Origin of the sequence: Streptococcus oralis (genome assembly GCF_006175905.1) — a bacterium.
In the GTDB taxonomy this organism is placed as follows: Bacteria; Bacillota; Bacilli; order Lactobacillales; family Streptococcaceae; genus Streptococcus; species Streptococcus oralis_BG.
On sequence record NZ_SSNB01000003.1, the window covers coordinates 550,874 to 569,892 of the forward strand.

The following is a 19,019-nucleotide window of genomic DNA, read 5'->3' on the forward strand; positions in this document are numbered from 1 at the left end:
GAGCCTCCTTTTAACTAGTCAAGGACGCGAGTGCCACCTGCAACTTCAGCGATATAGAAGCTTGGAGCGTATCCAACTACTTCCTCGTAGTGCTTGCCAACAGCTGCTTTAAAGGCCTCAACAGCATCTTTTTGCACCAAGGCAATGGCACAGCCACCAAAACCTGCTCCTGTCATACGAGAACCGAGAACACCTTCTTGATTCCAAGCTGTGTGAACAAGAGTATCCAATTCCAAGCCAGTTACTTCATAATCATGCTCAAGAGAAACGTGTGACGCATTCATCAAGCGTCCAAATATTTCCAAATCACCTGCTTGAAGGGCTGCTTGAGCTTTAAGGGTACGTTGGTTTTCCAGCACAGCATGGCGAGCACGTTTTAAACGGTTTTCGTCTTTAATCAGATAGCTGTATTGGTCAAAGGCCCATTCGTCCAATTCACCCAAGGTCTGAATATCCAAAGCAACTTGCAATTCTTCCACAGCTTTTTCACACTCAGCACGGCGTTCATTGTACTTAGAGTCCGCCAATTCACGACGTTTATTGGTGTTCATGATAACAACAACATTGTCCTTCAAATCAAGAGGCACCAAGTCGTATTCTAGAGTGTTGGTATCTAGGTAAATAGCACGTTGGTCAGCCCCCATACCGATAGCAAACTGGTCCATGATACCAGAGTTGACTCCGATAAAGTTATTTTCCGTTTGTTTTCCGATTTTAACCAAATCCAAACGGTCTAGTTTTAAATCAAAGAGATGCTCTGCAACGACCCCTGTCAAGAGTTCCAAAGATGCTGAAGAGGACAAGCCAGCACCATTTGGGATATTCCCAAAGACATAGAAATCGAAACCCTTGTCAATGACATGACCTGCCTCTTGCAAGAAATGGAGAACCCCTTTTGGATAGTTGGTCCAGTTGTGCTCTTTTTCAAATTTGAGGTCAGCTAGAGGAACTTCGATGATCCCTTTGTCCTCAAAGTTGGCTGAGTAGAAACGCAAAACTTGGTCGTCACGCTTACGAGCTGCGCCGTAAGTCCCCAAGGAAATAGCTGCAGGAAAAACGTGCCCACCGTTGTAGTCCGTGTGTTCACCAATCAAATTGATACGGCCTGGTGAAAAGAAAGTTTGGTCTGCTTCTTGACCAAAAACTGCAAGAAAATCTTTGCGAAGGGCTTCAGCAGTAAGATGTTGTGTCATATGATTTCTCCTTTGACTGTCCGTTAAGTCACCTTATACTCAATGAAAATCAAAGAGCAAACTAGGAAACTAGCCGCAGGCTGTACTTGAGTACGGCAAGGCGACGTTGACGTGGTTTGAATTTGATTTTCGAAGAGTATTAACGTGTAATCGTTTTCTTCTATTGTATCCAAGGCTTTTACCAAGGTCAATCCTTTTTACTAAAGTTTTACTAAACAATCGGTAAAAAGAAGAAAAATATGATATACTAACCTAAAAGGAGGATTTATGGCTACATTAAAAGACATTGCACAGCTCGCCTCTGTCTCTATCGCGACCGTATCCCGTGTCCTCAATCGCGACCAGAGCCTATCTGTTACAGAAGAAACCAGACACCGTATTTTAACTGTCGCTGAAGAGCTGGGCTATACTAAGCATCTAAAGACAGGCGAATCCCACAAACCCAAGCAAAAGATTGCCATTATCCAATGGGTCAGCGAACAAGGGGAGTTGGACGACCTCTACTACTACCAGATTCGTCTCGGTATTGAAAAAAGAGCCCAAGAGTTGGACTATGACATCTTGCGCTATTTTAACGACCATCCTTTTACACTGAGCGAAGAAGTGATTGGCATTCTCTGCATCGGAAAATTTAGCCGAGCACAGATTACCGCCTTTGAAGAATACCAAAAACCTTTAGTCTTTATAGACAGTGATACCCTCTCGTTGGGACACACCTGTATTATTACGGACTTTTACACTGCTGTGAAACAAGTTGTAGACCATTTCCTCAGCCAAGGTATGAACCGTATCGGAATTCTCACAGGTCTTGAAGAAACAACCGACCAGGAAGAAATTATCCAGGATAAACGTCTCGAACATTTTAAAAACTATTCTCTATCAAAAGGTATCTACAATGACAAACTGGTCTTTCAAGGTAGCTTTACTGCCCAGTCAGGCTATGACTTGATGAAGGAGGCTATTCACAAGTTGGAGGATCAACTCCCTCCAGCATTTTTCGCAGCCAGCGATAGTTTAGCCATCGGTGCCCTCCGTGCCCTTCAAGAAGCTGGAATTAGCCTACCAGACCGCGTCAGCCTCATTTCTTTTAACGACACTAGCCTGACCAAGCAGGTCTATCCTCCCTTATCTAGCATCACAGTCTATACCGAGGAAATGGGCCGAGTAGGTATGGATATTCTTAACAAGGAAGTCCTCCACGGTCGGAAAATTCCTAGCCTGACTATGCTGGGCACCAGACTGACATTGAGAGAGAGTACAAGGAATGAATAGGATATCAAAACGACCTCTTATTGAGGTCGTCTTTTCTAGTGATGATGCCCATGGTTCTGCTCTAAGGCTGTTACCCTCCGCTTATGTTGCGCATGGTTGCTTTGACTGGCGTCCACTTCGATAGTAATATTCTGCACGCCCCTTTCTTCTAGGAGTTGACGCACTGCTTCTTTAGTTTCCATCATCTGCTCCCAGTCCTCGATACAGAGGTGCACAATGGCGTCATTTTCCAGACCGTCCATGGACCAAATGCTAAGTTGATTGACACTTTTGACATTGGGTAGAGCCTCTAAATCCTTCTCCAAATCACTTGTCTCGACCCCTTCTGGCACAGCATCTAGGAAAATCTTCAGTGCGCTCCAAAAGCGAGGAATGGCTTTCGACAGAATAAAGATGGAAATAACAAGCGATAAGAGTGGATCGAGGATATACCAATCTGTAAATCGGAGGATAATCGCCATTAGGATGACAGCCAACCAACCAAGAGTATCTTCCAAAAAATGCAAGCTAAGAATTGACTCGTTCTTTGTCTTTCCTTTACGAACTACCAGACTTGCTAGCACATTGATAGCCACTGCAATGATTCCCAGCCATAGGATACCATTTTCATTAACGGGTTGAGGGTGAACGATCTTTGTGACATTTTCCAAGATCACTAGGACAGACCCTATCATAAGAATCACAGCCGTTAGCATGGCCCCTAAAAGACTAAAACGTTTGTACCCCAAGGTATACTGCCTATCTTCTTCACGGTTTGAAATTGTTTCTAAAAGGGCTGAGATGCCAATGGCTATAGCGTCTCCCAGGTCATGAACAGAATCAGCAAGAACTGCACTCGAACCAAAGATTCCTCCTGCGATAAACTCAACAATAGCATAGCTTAAATTTAAGAAAAAAGCTAACCAGATAGATGTTTTAGAACTCATTTCTCTCCCTCCTTTGGTATAATGGGTATATACATACTTCTTTCATTTGTATTATCTAATAAAATCCAAAGAAAGGATAGAAGCAAACTGTCAGCCATGTTCAGTTCTGAACAGTTTGTCTCAAGTGTCTATATGCCAAAAAGAGACCGTCGAGTCAGCAAGACGAAAAAAGCCATCTATCAAGCTTTTTTACAACTTTTGAACGACAAGGGCTATGATGCCACTACTGTTCAGGATATTATTGACCTAGCAGATGTAGGACGCTCGACCTTTTACTGTCACTATGAAAGCAAGGAACTCCTTTTAGATGAGCTCTGCCGCTACCTCTTTCATCATCTCTTTGAAAGGGAAGGACACTTTACTATCGAGGACTACCTCGCACATATCTTTTTACATTTTCAGAAAAACCAGGACCATGTCACCAGTCTCCTTTTTTCCAAAAACGACTACTTCCTACGCCAACTACACAAGGAACTCGAACACCACGTTTATCCCATGGTGGCGGATGACTTGCAAGAGGCCTATCCAAACATTCCGGCCTCCTATCTCCAGCATTTTGTTGTGACGAACTTTATCGAGACCCTAACTTGGTGGCTAAAAAAAGGAAAATCCTATACCGAAGACCAAGTGGTGAAATTTTACCTTGATGTAATAGAGATGACCTCTACAACTCCACTTGATAACTAAGCCTGTAACTCAGAAAGGAACCAATTATGTTAACTTCGATGATTCTAGGAATACTAACAATTGTACTAGCTCTCGCCTTCTCATTGCTTCACCTTGCTGCTGCTTTTTCAGCTATGAAACAAAAGAACTACAGTCTAGGAAACATGTGCATCTTGGTTGGCAGTTGCCTCACTTCTCTGGCTCTAGCCATCTTTTACTTCGTCCCACTTGCAACCATTCTTCTATGGATTGTGGGCTCGAGTATCGTCTGCTATGGAGCCTACTGGAACGGCCAACAGAAAGAAAAACAACATATCTCGCACCACATCGTTCGTATAACGACCGCTATTGTCATTACGGTATTATTCATTTTGCTCTAACACAAAAAGGATCATCTGATCCTTTTTTACTTTTTTAAGCACTCTTTGCTGCCTTGCTCCATTGATACCAACCAACTAGACTATTGATGAGATAAATTAGGTATTTCCCTTGGATTTGCAGGCTTTCTCCCCACCAGAGATAGATAGAAAAAACATTTGTAGCTGCCCAGAATATCCATTGCTCACGGTAAACAGCTGTCATGAGAATTTGCCCTACCCCGTTGGTCGCATCAGTGATGGAATCGCGATAAGGACGATTGGCTCCGATAGACTGATAAATGAACCCAAAGACCAACCACCAAAGAACACTAATAGAAAGATACTTGGTCCAGCCCTTGCCGTCCAGTTTACGCGCGACAAACTCCTGCTTTTCTTTCTTGAATTGTGCTTGGTAGATCCACACTAGAAGTCCAATTGGCTGCATGGCCGTGAAGTAAAGTGTCGTCAGCACCTCACCATAAAAGCCTTTCTGCAGGGCTAAGATAAGGTAAATGACAGAGTTAATCAAACCAAAAAGGTAATTACTTGCTCGACCTTCCGATACAAAGATAACACAGATAATCCCTGTCAAGCTACAAATCATCCCAACCCAGTCAACAATGCGGTGTTCATAAATCAACTCAAGCCAGATTGGAAAACTTCCTAAAACCAGTAAGTAAAGCCACTGAGCAAAACTACGATGGGCAAAGAGATCATTCCAGATAGCCTTCATGGTTCCTGAAAATCCCAAATCAGCCATAGAAGCAACCATACGGCGGTAGCCACCAGACATTTCACCAAGAGTTATTTTGATGTTCTTGAGTTTTGTTTGCAAATAAGTCGTCATATTTTCTCCTTTTGTTTTTAAAGAGCCGTGTCTGGATAGACTTTCGGACGCAACGCTCTATTATATATCTACTGAACTGTCTATACACAAGAATTCCATCCTTAGTCGACATGAGCTGGAAATCCTTATTTGTTAAGTAGTTCACAAAACATTATACACCTATTATCTGAATAGTCAAGTGTATTTACAGTTAAATCTTGGAAATTCCTGAAAATTTTCTCTTATACTCTTCGAAAATCAAATTCAAACTACGTCAGCGTCGCCTTACCGTACTCAAGTACAGCCTGCGGCTAGCTTCCTAGTTTGCTCTTTGATTTTCATTGAGTATTATTTTCCATTTAAAAATGAAAATCATTAATTCTGATACCAAAAAAGCCCAGACAAGATTGTCTGAGCATTTTTCTATATAGTCGTTTAACCAAGTTGAGTTTAGCTTTTCAAACTATTTCTTCAACAAACCTTGTTCTTGTAGAAATTCTTTGGCTACTTGTTCTGCTGACTTGCCTTCAACACCATTGTCATGAAGCAGTTTCTAATTCTGCTCCTATCACTTTTTCTTAATTATCAGTTTCACAACTATACCATCTACGTGACCATCGTAATCGCTTATATCTACCACGTGTTTGGGCATCTGATTCAAACAATTTTTATTAAAAAATATATACCTGGCTTATTAACGGGTATTTTTACGAGTTTGTTTTCTCTATACTATATTAATGACATACCTATTGAACTGTACGGATACTCACTTTTCACCTGATTACTTATCCTATTAAATCTTGTATTATCATTTATGATTCTACATCAGATAAATCAAAAAGCTAATACAGACAAGATCTCGCGCAGAAAAAAACTAAAATCCAATTAAACAAAAAAACAACTTTTAAAAGTTGTTTTTTCATTCTATATTTAGAAACTTGCTACTTCCACAAACCACCTAAGATTTGTTTTTCTAACAAGTCTAAGTCCTCTTCTCTCATTTCGCCATTGTCGCAAACGACATATAGTTGAGAGAAGTAAGCTAACAAAGGACCTATACAGATGCGAACCATTTGAGAAATCGTTAATTCAGGATTAACACGTGGATCTGCCAACAATTCCTTGTGGAGCATCAGAAGTTTATCCTGGATAGTATTCCAGATAAACTTCTGTTCATTTCTTAGTTTATTATTAGAGAATGTTTCATGAAAAATGATTTTTATCAGAGCACGATTATTTTTTAGATAAGTCATTCGATTATGGACAAGATAATGAACTTTTTCTTCTGTCGTTTCAAAAGTTAACAGTTCTTCAAAAAAACTTCCAAATAGTCCTGGAACCACAGGGTGTAAAATAGCCGTTAACAAATCGACTTTCGTTTTAAAATACTTAAATAACGTAGCCTGACTGAATCCAGCATGCTCAGCTATGTGAAGGGTGGAGGTGCCATTATAGCCCTTGGTCGAAATGAGATCTACTGCCGACCGCATGATTTTTTTCTTCCCTTGAGGATAATTTGCTTCCTCTAAGTAATCTTCAAATGATTCAAAAATAGTCTTATCCATTTAACATTCATCCCTCTTAGTATTTTTTTGTGTTTTTCTTTAAACTTTACGATAACGTCGTAATCCTACAATATTGAGAATTGTCAAAATGACAAGGAAAATCAGTAGAACGCCGATATTTGGCAAAACGTCTCCAATGCCACGTCCGTAAAGAATAATCTGACTCATCGCATTACCTGAGTAGGTCAAAGGCAAAAATATACCGGCCGTTTGAGCCCATTCTCCCATTGATGACAATGGAATAATTCCTGAGAAAAAGAGCTGCGGCATAATCACAAGAGGAATAAATTGCATCATTTGGAATTCTGATTTCGCCAAGGTAGATAAGAGAATTCCAAAGGCCAACGCTACAAGAGCCAGTACTACATTAACTATTATAACATTAAATAGATTTCCGACAACTTCTACATCTAATAACCAAATGGCTGCTAGAACTACCACTGCTGTCTGAAAAATCGCAATGAGACCGTAAGACAACATGTAACCATATACGATTTCAGAACGTTTGACTGGAGTTGCTAATACACGCTCTAGTGTACCACTGGTACGCTCTTTCAAAAGTGCCATTCCTGAAATCAAAAAAACAAAAAAGAAAACTACAAAGCCTATCAAAACTGGAATCATACTTGTAAAGAAGTTTGTATTTTCATCACCATATTGGTAGGATTCCCTGATTTCCGGTGCTTTTACCTCCAAATTCAATTTTGGAAGAGCTTGCTTGATACGAGCTAGTAATTGATTACTTCCTTCACTAGCGATACTGGTTCGCAATACTTGTCGAGTCATAGATGTTTTAGAGGCATCTGTATTTGCATAATCGACCTGATATTCACCATTTTTATAAGAAACCACCGCATCTACTTTTTCATCAGCTAAGTCTTTCTTCGCTTGATTGAGATCATTGTAAGTCTGTACACTAACATGGTCCAAATCATCCATTTTCGTCACCAAACTAGTTGGAAGATCTTGTGCTGCTAGTTTTATATTCACGGTTGTGCTAGCTGAAAACATAAGGTTCATCAACCACATGATAAAAACTGGGGCTACAAACATCATGGCAAGGGTTCGTTTGTCACGAAGCAATTCTTTTATCACTTTTTTCGTAATAGCTAGAGTTCTCATCTTACTCTCCTTCTGCTTTCAAAAAGACTTCTTCAATACTTGACACACCATAGCTCTCTTTAAGATTTTTTGGTGTATCAAAGGCAATGATGTTTCCACCTAACAAGAGACCAACCTTATCTGTCAGCTCTGCTTCATCCATGACATGGGTTGTTACTAGAATTCCTACCCCCTCGTCTCTAAGCATGATTAATTCTTTCCAGATTTTCTTTCGAAGAGAAGGGTCGATTCCAACCGTTGGTTCGTCTAAAATCAAGAGTTGCGGATTTCCTAAAAGCGCAATGGCTAGCGACAAGCGTCGTTTCATCCCTCCGGAATAACCAGATACTGCCTTATTTAAGTGATCTGTTAGATCTACCACTTGAGCTACATGGACAATTTCATCCTTTAAGTCTTTTTTGGAAAGACCTTTTAGCTGACCGAAAAATTCTAAATTTTCTTGTCCTGACAAGGCCTCATAAAGAGCATCAGACTGAGCCATATAGCCAATATCACCTAAAATATGACGATTTGGCATAGTATGGTCCAAAACTAAAGCGATACCGCTATCCGCCTTTTCCATTCCTAGCATGGTTTTAATCATAGTTGATTTACCAGCACCTGATGGACCGATTAGACCAATGATTTCTCCAGACTGTAAATCAAAACTAACGTGATCTAAGACCATTTGACGACCAAAAGATTTTTCTAAATCTTGTAAATGTAGCAATGTTTTCATTTGAATCCTCCCAGGTGAGTGTTCACTCACTCTCAGAATATAAAACTATTATAGTGAGTGTTCACTCACTTGTCAAGTGAAAGTAAAATTTTCATAACAAAAAATCCTCGAATACAAATCGAAGATTTTTAAAAATTTATAAGGAAATCTGCTTCTATTTTAGAAGACCTTCTTGAACCAAAAACTCACGTGCTACTTCTTCTGCTGATTTCCCTTCGACACCGACTTGATAGTTAAGCTGGCTCATCTGGCTTTCTGTAATCTTAGCAGCCAGTTTATTTAGTACCGTTTCCAACTCTGGGTGTTTCTTGAGAAGAGCTTCTTTCATCAGTGGTGCCCCCTGATAAGGTGGGAAGAGTTGCTTGTCATCTTCCAATACCTGTAAATCATAACGCGCCAATTCTGCATCCGTCGAATAGGCATCCGTGATTTGAATATCGCCTGACTGAATTGCCTGATAGCGAAGAGCTGGCTCCATGGTCGCTACGTTGAGATTGAGACCATACATTGATTGCAAGCCCTTATTTCCATCCTCACGATCATTAAATTCGAGAGTAAAGCCTGCCTTCAACTGTCCTTCCACTTTTTTCAAGTCCGAAATGGTCTTCAAGCCATATTCTTGAGCAATCTTTTTCGGAACAGCTACAGCATAGGTATTTTGATAAGACATAGGTTTTAGATAGGCCAGATGATCCTGTTTGGCAATGCCATCACGCGCTACCTGATAAACCTGATCCGGCTCATGACCTACCTTGGGTGATGGCTGAAGCAAACTTTCAGTCACCGTACCAGTAAATTCAGGATAGATATCAATGTCCCCTTTTTTCAGAGCTTCATAGAGGAAGCTTGTTTTTCCAAAATTCGGTTTAACAGTCGCAGTCATACTGGTATTTTCTTCAATCAGCAACTTATACATATTGGCCAAAATTTCGGGTTCTGGTCCCAATTTCCCAGCAATCACCAAGTTTTCTTTCTCTTTTTGAGCCAAAAGGGCTGGACTATAAGACAGACCGAGCAATATGGTCACCAAGGCAAAACCAGAGAAAATCGTTCTCAATTTTGCTTTTTCCATCACTTTTAGTAGGAAGTTAAAGGCAATGGCCAGCACTGCAGAAGAAAGGGCCCCAATCAAAATCAGACTGGTATTATTACGGTCAATTCCCAAAAGGATAAAGGAACCCAGTCCACCAGCCCCAATCAAGGCTGCCAAGGTCGCCGTACCAATAATCAAAACCGCTGCCGTCCGAATTCCAGACATTATGACAGGCATGGCAAGTGGAATTTCAAATTTCTTGAGACGCTCCCACCTGGTCATCCCAAAGGCAATCCCAGCCTCTTGTAGACTTGGATCAATTCCCTTCAGCCCGGTGATAGTATTCTGTAAAATCGGGAAAATCGCATAAATCACTAGTGCTGTCAAAGCAGGCAAGGTTCCAATTCCCATCAAGGGGATAAAGAGTCCCAACAAGGCCAGAGACGGGATAGTCTGGAAAATTCCTGCAATCTGCAAGACCCAGTCCGCCAACTTCTCATGATAGCGAAGATAAACAGCCAAGGGAATAGCAATAAAAATAGCTAGTAATAAGGTCAAAAGTGACAACTGCAAATGTTGAGATAGAGCTGTTACCCAATCACCAAAACGATCCTGAAAAGTTGATATCAAATTAGTCATGAACACTACCTCCAAACAAGTCTGCTACAAAGTCTGTTGCAGGAGCCTTTAAAATGGTCTCGGGATTCGCCACCTGACGAATCTCTCCATCCTGCAAGACAGCAATACGGTCCGCCAATTTCAAAGCTTCATCCGTATCGTGGGTCACAAAAATCGTTGTCATCCCAAACTCCTTATGCAATTCTTTCGTCAGAACCTGCAACTGTTTTCTCGAAATAGCATCCAAGGCTGAAAAGGGCTCATCCATGAGGAGAATCTTAGGTTGACCAATCATGGCACGGACAATACCGACCCGTTGTTGCTCCCCACCAGACAGTTCACTAGGAAGACGATGACCATAGTCAGCTACTGGCAAGCCAACTTTTTCCAAGAGCTCTTCTGTTTTCTGAGCAATCTCTTCCTTGCTCCAACCCTTCATCTCAGGAATGAGAGCAATATTTTCCGCAACTGTTAGATTGGGAAACAGTGCAATGGCCTGTAAAACATAACCAGTAGAAAGACGAAGGTCCCGCTCATCATAATCTTTGATGCGCTTGCCATCCATGTAAATATTTCCATCAGTCGGTTCCAAAAGACGATTAATGATCTTAATCATGGTCGTCTTACCGGACCCAGAAGGCCCAACTAAAACCATAAATTCCCCATTCTCAATCCGTAAATTGACATCTCTCAAAACATCTTTTTCTGAATAGCGTAGCGCTACATTTTTGTATTCAATCATTCTGTATCCTCAATTTAAAACTTCCCTCGATTGGTCAAGTTACCAAACTTTTAATAACTAATTTACCCCATTCTAAACCTCATTTCCCTTCTCTTTCAGATTAGCCAAAATTCTTTCTTGAAAGGCTTCAAACTGGCGAATTTCTTCCTCAGTGAATCCTTTATAAAAAATAGCATCCAGTTTTTGACTAATACGATGGCCCACTTCTTTCTGAGACCAACCCAGCTCTGTCAACTTGACATATTTTTTTCTCTTATCTATTCCACATGGGCTAATGATGACCAGGTTTTGCTCCTCAAGTTTCTTTATCATAGTTGTGAGCGTATTGTTAGCAAGACCAGTCGCCAATACAATATCTGTGGCTGTAGCGCAACCTGTCTCACTATTCCATAAAACCGCTAAAATTTTTCCCTGCTCACTCCGATAAAGAGCTTCTGAATCTTGACTCAGTAACTTTTGAAAAATCCTCCCATTCAACAAACGAATATGATGGGCAACTAAATGACTATCTTTCATGATCTCTCCATTTTATTTCTATATCGAATTTTTTATATTGTAACACCCACCATTCCATCTGTCAACTATTTCGACTTAGAAATAATTTCCACCAACAAAAAAGACCTCCTACCTAAAGTAGAAGATCTTAACTATTTATTAACTTAATCTGTCATTTCGGACACCAAGGTTCGATGTTCCAGTGGTAGACTGCACATAACCAGCAAGAAGATAAATCCTGACTGTACCCAGAAGAGAGCCAAGTCAAAAATTCCATGTACAGCGACAACTGTCAGGAAGGAGAGATAAAGACCGATAATTGGTCGTTTCCCAGACTCCTGACTCATATCCATCATCATGTGAACCGGGATAACCGAAGAAATGGATAGGAGAATGGTTCCAATCAAACCATAACTCAAAATAGTATCGATGTAAAGACTATGCGCGTGTTCGTGGTAAGGTGCATGGATTCTCGGGTAAGAATTCATATAGGTCAGCGGACCCTCACCCCAGATCGGATTTTGCTTGAACAAAGTCATACCTGCATTCCAGATTGAAACACGCTCCTCCATTGAAGAATCTAGCGTTCCCATACGGACACCCAAATCGCTTGAGAAGAGGAAACAAAGGCCAATCCCGAAAACTCCAATACTGAGCCAAAAGGCACGCCAGTTTTTAATGGTTGTAAAGAGATAAATGATGGCACCAGCGATAATGGCAGGAAAGGCTGTTCTATTTTGTGTAAAATTCAAACCAAATAGATTCACAAAACCTGCTAGCACACAAAAGACTTTCAACCATCTTAACTTCGTCGTTGTAAAGAGATAAAAGGCAATCATGATACAGAAGCAACAAATGATCCCATAGTAGTTAGGATTAAAGAAGGTGACCTCTGCACGGTTCTGGTGCCACACTTGCATATTGGGCGAAAGAAAGGCATAGTTAAATTTCTTTACAATTTGGAAATGCTCCAAAGTAGCAAAAACAGCAGAGAGCACACTACCAAACAAGATTGTCTGCAGTATCAGTCGAAAGAAAGCATGTGTCAGACGTTTCTGGTAGAAGCTAAAGAAAATGAGGAAGAGAAACATCAGTAAAGATGCAACCAATCCCAGCCAGTTCTTGGCGACGATAGAGATGATACTACTATAGGCAATAAAAAAGAGAAGTACAGGATGTTTGGCCAATCCTTTGATAATTCCCTTCATCTCCCCAGTAACAAGTAAACCTATCAAATATAAAGCAAAGAGAGCTAAGAACAAATAAAAAGGTAAAAAGATACTTATGATCATCAAATACAAAAAGAAATCTTTTTTCGAAAGCCCTCTTATCTTATCCAGTAATCCAATTGATTTCAAAACGGATCCTTTCTGTTCTGGATTTCTCCAGAAGATAAATGCTAAACTATCTTTATATTCTACCATTTTTTCCGTCATTTGGGAACATTGAACACGCTATCAAAAGGAAAAAACTTTTAAGTAGGAATACAAATATATGCACCCTGTCATAATAAGCATTAAAAGGAAATTGTCTCTGGTGAAAAAGAAGCAAACTTTCTAAAAAGGAAAAGCTATGGTAGAATATAAGAAAGGTTGAAATAACAACTATTGAACGACAGTTAAAAAGGAAAAACTATGAAATCACACCAACAAGTCTACCAAATATTAGCTAGAGAAAACGATTATGTTAGCGGAGAAAAAATCGGAGAAGAACTGAATTTAAGCCGTACATCTATATGGAAAGCGATCCAACGTCTTCAACAAGAAGGCCTAGAAATTGACAGTATCAAAAATAGAGGATACAAGCTCATTCAAGGCGATCTGATATTGCCTGATTTGATTCAAGAGAACACCAACTTAACCATTCGCTACAAACCTGAGACCAAATCAACCCAAACAGATGCAAAAGAAGGGATTGAAGCTGGAAACAAAGGAAATACACTCTATCTTTCAACCTGTCAAACAGCAGGTCGTGGCCGCTTTCAGCGCCCCTACTATTCTCCATCTCAGGGTGGGATCTATATGTCCCTGCATATTCAACCCAATCTTCCCTATGAAAAACTCCCATCCTATACTCTCCTTATAGCTGCTGCAGTCTACAAAGCCATTAAAAATCTAACTATGATAGAAGTAGATATCAAATGGGTAAATGACATCTACTTTAAAAATAAAAAAATAGCAGGTATCCTCACTGAAGCGATGACATCAGTTGAGACAGACTTGGTTACAGACGTCATTATCGGACTTGGTATAAATTTTTCTATAGCAGACTTCCCAGAAGACCTAAAAGAAAAAGCAGGTAGCCTATTTACAGCACCTGCACCAATTAGTCGTAATGATCTCATCAGCGAAATATGGAATTGTTTCTACAATACGGATCCAGATGAGCTACTTTATATCTATAAAGAAAGATCAATCGTTCTTGGAAAAGAAGTTACCTTCCAGCTAGATGGAAAAGTAAAAAAAGGTTTTGCAAAAGAAATCTCAGAATCTGGTCAACTTCAAGTCGAATTTGAAGATAAACATACTATCTGGCTAAATAGCGGAGAAATATCACTAACAAATTGGTAATAAACAAATCCCCCTTTTAACGATTTAGAAGGGGGATTTACAAACAAAAAAAGAGCCCCGCAGCTCTTATCGTACGGAGAATGGGGGATTCGAACCCCCGCGCCGGTTACCCGACCTAACGATTTAGCAAACCGTCCTCTTCAGCCTCTTGAGTAATTCTCCTATTAATGGGCACGAGTGGACTCGAACCACCGACCTCACGCTTATCAGGCGTGCGCTCTAACCACCTGAGCTACGCGCCCAAGTTCAAAAACTTGGTATGAACTTTCGTTCAAAGCGGGTGACGAGAATCGAACTCGCGACAACAGCTTGGAAGGCTGTAGTTTTACCACTAAACTACACCCGCTTAATAAAACAAAATATGGCGCGAGACGGAATCGAACCGCCGACACATGGAGCTTCAATCCATTGCTCTACCAACTGAGCTACCGAGCCAAATTGCGGGAGCAGGATTTGAACCTACGACCTTCGGGTTATGAGCCCGACGAGCTACCGAGCTGCTCCATCCCGCGTTAATATAAAAAGGAGGATGTGGGATTCGAACCCACGCACGCTTTTACACGCCTGACGGTTTTCAAGACCGTTCCCTTCAGCCGGACTTGGGTAATCCTCCATTATTTACAATGGACCTTGTAGGACTTGAACCTACGACCACTCGGTTATGAGCCGAGAGCTCTAACCAGCTGAGCTAAAGGTCCAACAAGATCAATATAGCGGCGAAGGGGATCGAACCCCCGACCTCCCGGGTATGAACCGGACGCTCTAGCCAGCTGAGCTACACCGCCATGAATCGGGAAGACAGGATTCGAACCTGCGACACCTTGGTCCCAAACCAAGTACTCTACCAAGCTGAGCTACTTCCCGCGTTAAATAAAAAAATGCACCCTAGAGGAGTCGAACCTCTAACCGCCTGATTCGTAGTCAGGTACTCTATCCAGTTGAGCTAAGGGTGCTCATTATTATATGCCGAGGACCGGAATCGAACCGGTACGATCGTTACCAATCGCAGGATTTTAAGTCCTGTGCGTCTGCCAGTTCCGCCACCCCGGCCTCTCTAAGCGAACGACGGGATTCGAACCCGCGACCCCCACCTTGGCAAGGTGGTGTTCTACCACTGAACTACGTTCGCATCGACCTCTTATTCTATATAAAAAAATGCCGGCTACATGACTTGAACACGCGACCCTCTGATTACAAATCAGATGCTCTACCAACTGAGCTAAGCCGGCTGATTTCTATTATGCGGGTTAAGGGACTTGAACCCCCACGCCGTTAAGCGCCAGATCCTAAATCTGGTGCGTCTGCCAATTCCGCCAAACCCGCAAATATGACCCGTACTGGGCTCGAACCAGTGACCCATTGATTAAAAGTCAATTGCTCTACCAACTGAGCTAACGAGTCTAAAATAACTTCCGTTATCTTAAACGGTCCCGACGGGAATCGAACCCGCGATCTTCGCCGTGACAGGGCGACGTGATAACCGCTACACTACGGGACCTATGGGAGTTAACGGGATCGAACCGCTGACCCTCTGCTTGTAAGGCAGATGCTCTCCCAGCTGAGCTAAACTCCCAAAAAGGAAGTTTCTAAACTTCCTATTCTGCTAAGCGACTTCCATATCTCACAGGGGGCAACCCCCAACTACTTCCGGCGTTCTAGGGCTTAACTGCTGTGTTCGGCATGGGTACAGGTGTATCTCCTAGGCTATCGTCACTTAACTCTGAGTAATACCTACTCAAAATTGAATATCTATCAAATCTCAAGAAAACCTCACACTTCGTATTCTCAGTTACTTTGGATAAGTCCTCGAGCTATTAGTATTAGTCCGCTACATGTGTCGCCACACTTCCACTTCTAACCTATCTACCTGATCATCTCTCAGGGCTCTTACTGATATAAAATCATGGGAAATCTCATCTTGAGGTGGGTTTCACACTTAGATGCTTTCAGCGTTTATCCCTTCCCTACATAGCTACCCAGCGATGCCTTTGGCAAGACAACTGGTACACCAGCGGTAAGTCCACTCTGGTCCTCTCGTACTAGGAGCAGATCCTCTCAAATTTCCTACGCCCGCGACGGATAGGGACCGAACTGTCTCACGACGTTCTGAACCCAGCTCGCGTGCCGCTTTAATGGGCGAACAGCCCAACCCTTGGGACCGACTACAGCCCCAGGATGCGACGAGCCGACATCGAGGTGCCAAACCTCCCCGTCGATGTGAACTCTTGGGGGAGATAAGCCTGTTATCCCCAGGGTAGCTTTTATCCGTTGAGCGATGGCCCTTCCATACGGAACCACCGGATCACTAAGCCCGACTTTCGTCCCTGCTCGAGTTGTAGCTCTCGCAGTCAAGCTCCCTTATACCTTTACACTCTGCGAATGATTTCCAACCATTCTGAGGGAACCTTTGGGCGCCTCCGTTACCTTTTAGGAGGCGACCGCCCCAGTCAAACTGCCCGTCAGACACTGTCTCCGATAGGGATAACCTATCCGGGTTAGAGTGGCCATAACACAAGGGTAGTATCCCAACAACGTCTCCTTCGAAACTGGCGTCCCGATCTCATAGACTCCTACCTATCCTGTACATGTGGTACAGACACTCAATATCAAACTGCAGTAAAGCTCCATGGGGTCTTTCCGTCCTGTCGCGGGTAACCTGCATCTTCACAGGTACTAAAATTTCACCGAGTCTCTCGTTGAGACAGTGCCCAAATCATTACGCCTTTCGTGCGGGTCGGAACTTACCCGACAAGGAATTTCGCTACCTTAGGACCGTTATAGTTACGGCCGCCGTTTACTGGGGCTTCAATTCATACCTTCGGATTACTCCTAAGCACTCCTCTTAACCTTCCAGCACCGGGCAGGCGTCACCCCCTATACATCATCTTACGATTTAGCAGAGAGCTGTGTTTTTGATAAACAGTTGCTTGGGCCTATTCACTGCGGCTGACCTAAAGTCAGCACCCCTTCTCCCGAAGTTACGGGGTCATTTTGCCGAGTTCCTTAACGAGAGTTCTCTCGCTCACCTGAGGCTACTCGCCTCGACTACCTGTGTCGGTTTGCGGTACGGGTAGAGTATGTTTAAACGCTAGAAGCTTTTCTTGGCAGTGTGACGTCACTAACTTCGCTACTAAACTTCGCTCCCCATCACAGCTCAATGTTATAGATATAAGCATTTGACTCATATCACACCTCACTGCTTAGACAGACACTTCCATTCGTCTGCTTTAGTTAGCCTACTGCGTCCCTCCATCACTACATACTCTAGTACAGGAATATCAACCTGTTGTCCATCGGATACACCTTTCGGTCTCTCCTTAGGTCCCGACTAACCCAGGGCGGACGAGCCTTCCCCTGGAAACCTTAGTCTTACGGTGGACAGGATTCTCACCTGTCTTTCGCTACTCATACCGGCATTCTCACTTCTATGCGTTCCAGCACTCCTCACGGTATACCTTCTTCACACATAGAACGCTCTCCTACCATACCTATAAAGGTATCCACAGCTTCGGTAAATTGTTTTAGCCCCGGTACATTTTCGGCGCAGGGTCACTCGACTAGTGAGCTATTACGCACTCTTTGAATGAATAGCTGCTTCTAAGCTAACATCCTAGTTGTCTGTGCAACCCCACATCCTTTTCCACTTAACAATTATTTTGGGACCTTAGCTGGTGGTCTGGGCTGTTTCCCTTTCGACTACGGATCTTAGCACTCGCAGTCTGACTGCCGACCATAATTCATTGGCATTCGGAGTTTATCTGAGATTGGTAATCCGGGATGGACCCCTCACCCAAACAGTGCTCTACCTCCAAGAATCTTTATGTCGACGCTAGCCCTAAAGCTATTTCGGAGAGAACCAGCTATCTCCAAGTTCGTTTGGAATTTCTCCGCTACCCACAAGTCATCCAAGCACTTTTCAACGTGCCCTGGTTCGGTCCTCCAGTGCGTCTTACCGCACCTTCAACCTGCTCATGGGTAGGTCACATGGTTTCGGGTCTACGACATGATACTAATGCGCCCTATTCAGACTCGGTTTCCCTGCGGCTCCGTCTCTTCAACTTAACCTCGCATCATATCGTAACTCGCCGGTTCATTCTACAAAAGGCACGCTCTCACCCATTAACGGGCTCGAACTTGTTGTAGGCACACGGTTTCAGGTTCTATTTCACTCCCCTCCCGGGGTGCTTTTCACCTTTCCCTCACGGTACTGGTTCACTATCGGTCACTAGGGAGTATTTAGGGTTGGGAGATGGTCCTCCCAGATTCCGACGGGATTTCTCGTGTCCCGCCGTACTCAGGATACTGCTAGGTACAAAGACTATTTTAAATACGAGGCTATTACTCTCTTTGGCTGATCTTCCCAAATCATTCTTCTATAATCTTTGAGTCCACATTGCAGTCCTACAACCCCGAAGAGTAAACTCTTCGGTTTGCCCTCCTGCCGTTTCGCTCGCCGCTACTAAGGCAATCGCTTTTGCTTTCTCTTCCTGCAGCTACTTAGATGTTTCAGTTCACTGCGTCTTCCTCCTCATATCCTTAACAGATATGGGTAACAGGTAGTACCTGTTGGGTTCCCCCATTCGGAAATCCCTGGATCATCGCTTACTTACAGCTACCCAAGGCATATCGTCGTTTGTCACGTCCTTCTTCGGCTCCTAGTGCCAAGGCATCCACCGTGCGCCCTTATTAACTTAACCTTATTTTTTGACCTTTCAGTCATAAACTCTTTTAATACTACAGCGTTTCGGTTTATTTTCTTGTTACTATTTGATATAGATATTCAATTTTCAATGTGCATTACTTGGTGATCTCTCACCAATGGAGCCTAGCGGGATCGAACCGCTGACCTCCTGCGTGCAAAGCAGGCGCTCTCCCAGCTGAGCTAAGGCCCCACAAGACCTCTCAAGACTAAAC

General features: G+C 42.6%; 14 protein-coding genes, 18 tRNA genes, 2 rRNA genes and 2 pseudogenes. 5 read left to right on the plus strand and 31 right to left on the minus strand.

Translation table 11 applies throughout. From position 1 onward, the window contains the following. Positions 1-14 precede the first annotated feature (14 nt). Entirely contained in the window at positions 15-1,193 is a 1,179-nt protein-coding gene (locus E7Y33_RS08510) for a galactokinase (RefSeq protein ID WP_139690234.1), read from the minus strand. 267 nt (positions 1,194-1,460) lie between these two features. Here E7Y33_RS08510 and galR point away from each other — a divergent pair, with 267 nt between their 5' ends. Beyond that, positions 1,461-2,465, plus strand: coding sequence for a DNA-binding transcriptional regulator GalR (galR, locus tag E7Y33_RS08520; protein WP_139690235.1), 1,005 nt, complete (start codon positions 1,461-1,463; stop codon positions 2,463-2,465). A 35-nt stretch (positions 2,466-2,500) separates the two neighbouring features. Here galR and E7Y33_RS08525 read toward each other — a convergent pair whose 3' ends face one another. Then, positions 2,501-3,391, minus strand: coding sequence for a cation diffusion facilitator family transporter (locus tag E7Y33_RS08525; protein WP_139690236.1), 891 nt, complete (start codon positions 3,389-3,391; stop codon positions 2,501-2,503). 132 nt (positions 3,392-3,523) lie between these two features. Between E7Y33_RS08525 and E7Y33_RS08530 the strand changes: the two genes are divergently transcribed. Next, positions 3,524-4,078 (plus strand): TetR/AcrR family transcriptional regulator, encoded by a 555-nt coding sequence (locus E7Y33_RS08530; RefSeq protein WP_139690327.1) that lies wholly within the window; start codon positions 3,524-3,526, stop codon positions 4,076-4,078. A gap of 26 nt (positions 4,079-4,104) precedes the next feature. Further along, a complete protein-coding gene (locus E7Y33_RS08535; protein WP_139690237.1) occupies positions 4,105-4,437 on the plus strand; it encodes a glucuronide permease in 333 nt (110 codons plus the stop codon). A gap of 34 nt (positions 4,438-4,471) precedes the next feature. On the opposite strand, the gene pnuC is transcribed toward E7Y33_RS08535, so the two are convergent. Next, the gene (gene pnuC, locus E7Y33_RS08540; protein ID WP_139690238.1) at positions 4,472-5,263 is read right to left on the minus strand and encodes a nicotinamide riboside transporter PnuC; all 792 of its coding nucleotides are present in this window, start codon (positions 5,261-5,263) and stop codon (positions 4,472-4,474) included. A 442-nt stretch (positions 5,264-5,705) separates the two neighbouring features. Continuing rightward, positions 5,706-5,783 (minus strand): annotated as a pseudogene (locus E7Y33_RS09655) (glycine betaine ABC transporter substrate-binding protein); the annotation flags it as partial. On the opposite strand from E7Y33_RS09655, the pseudogene E7Y33_RS08555 reads away from it, so the two are divergent. Then, positions 5,766-6,131: pseudogene (locus tag E7Y33_RS08555) on the plus strand (HXXEE domain-containing protein); the annotation flags it as partial. The pseudogenes E7Y33_RS09655 and E7Y33_RS08555 sit on opposite strands and share 18 nt — an antisense overlap. A 52-nt stretch (positions 6,132-6,183) precedes the next feature. Here E7Y33_RS08555 and E7Y33_RS08560 read toward each other — a convergent pair. The 7 genes from E7Y33_RS08560 to E7Y33_RS08590 all read right to left on the minus strand — a co-directional run bounded on the left by E7Y33_RS08560 (position 6,184) and on the right by E7Y33_RS08590 (position 12,893). Continuing rightward, positions 6,184-6,807 carry a TetR/AcrR family transcriptional regulator gene (locus E7Y33_RS08560; protein WP_139690239.1) on the minus strand — a complete coding sequence of 208 codons (624 nt, stop codon included), beginning with the start codon at positions 6,805-6,807 and terminating at the stop codon, positions 6,184-6,186. A 39-nt stretch (positions 6,808-6,846) separates the two neighbouring features. After that, on the minus strand, positions 6,847-7,929 hold the full coding sequence (locus E7Y33_RS08565) for an ABC transporter permease (RefSeq protein ID WP_139690240.1): 1,083 nt from the start codon (positions 7,927-7,929) through the stop codon (positions 6,847-6,849). Between the two features lies 1 nt (position 7,930). After that, positions 7,931-8,647, minus strand: coding sequence for an ABC transporter ATP-binding protein (locus E7Y33_RS08570; protein WP_139690241.1), 717 nt, complete (start codon positions 8,645-8,647; stop codon positions 7,931-7,933). Between the two features lie 154 nt (positions 8,648-8,801). Beyond that, on the minus strand, positions 8,802-10,319 hold the full coding sequence (locus E7Y33_RS08575) for an ABC transporter permease/substrate-binding protein (protein WP_139690242.1): 1,518 nt from the start codon (positions 10,317-10,319) through the stop codon (positions 8,802-8,804). After that, positions 10,312-11,040 (minus strand): ATP-binding cassette domain-containing protein, encoded by a 729-nt coding sequence (locus E7Y33_RS08580; protein WP_139690243.1) that lies wholly within the window; start codon positions 11,038-11,040, stop codon positions 10,312-10,314. The genes E7Y33_RS08575 and E7Y33_RS08580 overlap by 8 nt, the downstream gene beginning before the upstream one ends. A 72-nt stretch (positions 11,041-11,112) precedes the next feature. Then, positions 11,113-11,556 carry a MarR family winged helix-turn-helix transcriptional regulator gene (locus tag E7Y33_RS08585; protein ID WP_139690244.1) on the minus strand — a complete coding sequence of 148 codons (444 nt, stop codon included), beginning with the start codon at positions 11,554-11,556 and terminating at the stop codon, positions 11,113-11,115. Positions 11,557-11,699: 143 nt separating this feature from the next. Continuing rightward, the gene (locus E7Y33_RS08590; protein ID WP_139690328.1) at positions 11,700-12,893 is read right to left on the minus strand and encodes an O-antigen ligase family protein; all 1,194 of its coding nucleotides are present in this window, start codon (positions 12,891-12,893) and stop codon (positions 11,700-11,702) included. A 276-nt stretch (positions 12,894-13,169) separates the two neighbouring features. On the opposite strand from E7Y33_RS08590, the gene birA reads away from it, so the two are divergent. Further along, the gene (gene birA / locus E7Y33_RS08595; RefSeq protein WP_139690245.1) at positions 13,170-14,105 is read left to right on the plus strand and encodes a bifunctional biotin--[acetyl-CoA-carboxylase] ligase/biotin operon repressor BirA; all 936 of its coding nucleotides are present in this window, start codon (positions 13,170-13,172) and stop codon (positions 14,103-14,105) included. 74 nt (positions 14,106-14,179) lie between these two features. Here birA and E7Y33_RS08600 read toward each other — a convergent pair. The 20 genes from E7Y33_RS08600 to E7Y33_RS08695 form a co-directional block, all read right to left on the minus strand. After that, positions 14,180-14,267: transfer RNA gene (locus E7Y33_RS08600), tRNA-Ser, on the minus strand. A 6-nt stretch (positions 14,268-14,273) separates the two neighbouring features. Further along, positions 14,274-14,347: transfer RNA gene (locus E7Y33_RS08605), tRNA-Ile, on the minus strand. Between the two features lie 33 nt (positions 14,348-14,380). Then, a tRNA-Gly gene (locus E7Y33_RS08610) sits at positions 14,381-14,451 on the minus strand. Between the two features lie 16 nt (positions 14,452-14,467). Beyond that, positions 14,468-14,540 (minus strand) — tRNA-Phe (locus tag E7Y33_RS08615). A gap of 3 nt (positions 14,541-14,543) precedes the next feature. After that, positions 14,544-14,617: transfer RNA gene (locus E7Y33_RS08620), tRNA-Met, on the minus strand. Between the two features lie 11 nt (positions 14,618-14,628). Then, positions 14,629-14,718: transfer RNA gene (locus E7Y33_RS08625), tRNA-Ser, on the minus strand. A gap of 11 nt (positions 14,719-14,729) precedes the next feature. Beyond that, a tRNA-Ile gene (locus E7Y33_RS08630) sits at positions 14,730-14,803 on the minus strand. Positions 14,804-14,816: 13 nt separating this feature from the next. Then, a tRNA-Met gene (locus E7Y33_RS08635) sits at positions 14,817-14,890 on the minus strand. A gap of 5 nt (positions 14,891-14,895) precedes the next feature. Next, positions 14,896-14,969: transfer RNA gene (locus E7Y33_RS08640), tRNA-Pro, on the minus strand. A gap of 15 nt (positions 14,970-14,984) precedes the next feature. Then, a tRNA-Arg gene (locus tag E7Y33_RS08645) sits at positions 14,985-15,058 on the minus strand. A gap of 11 nt (positions 15,059-15,069) precedes the next feature. Continuing rightward, positions 15,070-15,155, minus strand: a tRNA-Leu gene (locus E7Y33_RS08650). A 7-nt stretch (positions 15,156-15,162) separates the two neighbouring features. Further along, positions 15,163-15,234: transfer RNA gene (locus tag E7Y33_RS08655), tRNA-Gly, on the minus strand. Positions 15,235-15,261: 27 nt separating this feature from the next. Further along, positions 15,262-15,334, minus strand: a tRNA-Thr gene (locus tag E7Y33_RS08660). A gap of 12 nt (positions 15,335-15,346) precedes the next feature. After that, positions 15,347-15,428 (minus strand) — tRNA-Leu (locus E7Y33_RS08665). 5 nt (positions 15,429-15,433) lie between these two features. After that, a tRNA-Lys gene (locus E7Y33_RS08670) sits at positions 15,434-15,506 on the minus strand. A gap of 24 nt (positions 15,507-15,530) precedes the next feature. Next, positions 15,531-15,603: transfer RNA gene (locus tag E7Y33_RS08675), tRNA-Asp, on the minus strand. A gap of 2 nt (positions 15,604-15,605) precedes the next feature. Next, positions 15,606-15,678 (minus strand) — tRNA-Val (locus tag E7Y33_RS08680). A gap of 29 nt (positions 15,679-15,707) precedes the next feature. Next, positions 15,708-15,823: ribosomal RNA gene (gene rrf, locus E7Y33_RS08685) — 5S ribosomal RNA — on the minus strand. 76 nt (positions 15,824-15,899) lie between these two features. After that, positions 15,900-18,802 (minus strand): 23S ribosomal RNA (locus E7Y33_RS08690). Between the two features lie 122 nt (positions 18,803-18,924). Then, a tRNA-Ala gene (locus E7Y33_RS08695) sits at positions 18,925-18,997 on the minus strand. Positions 18,998-19,019 lie beyond the last annotated feature (22 nt).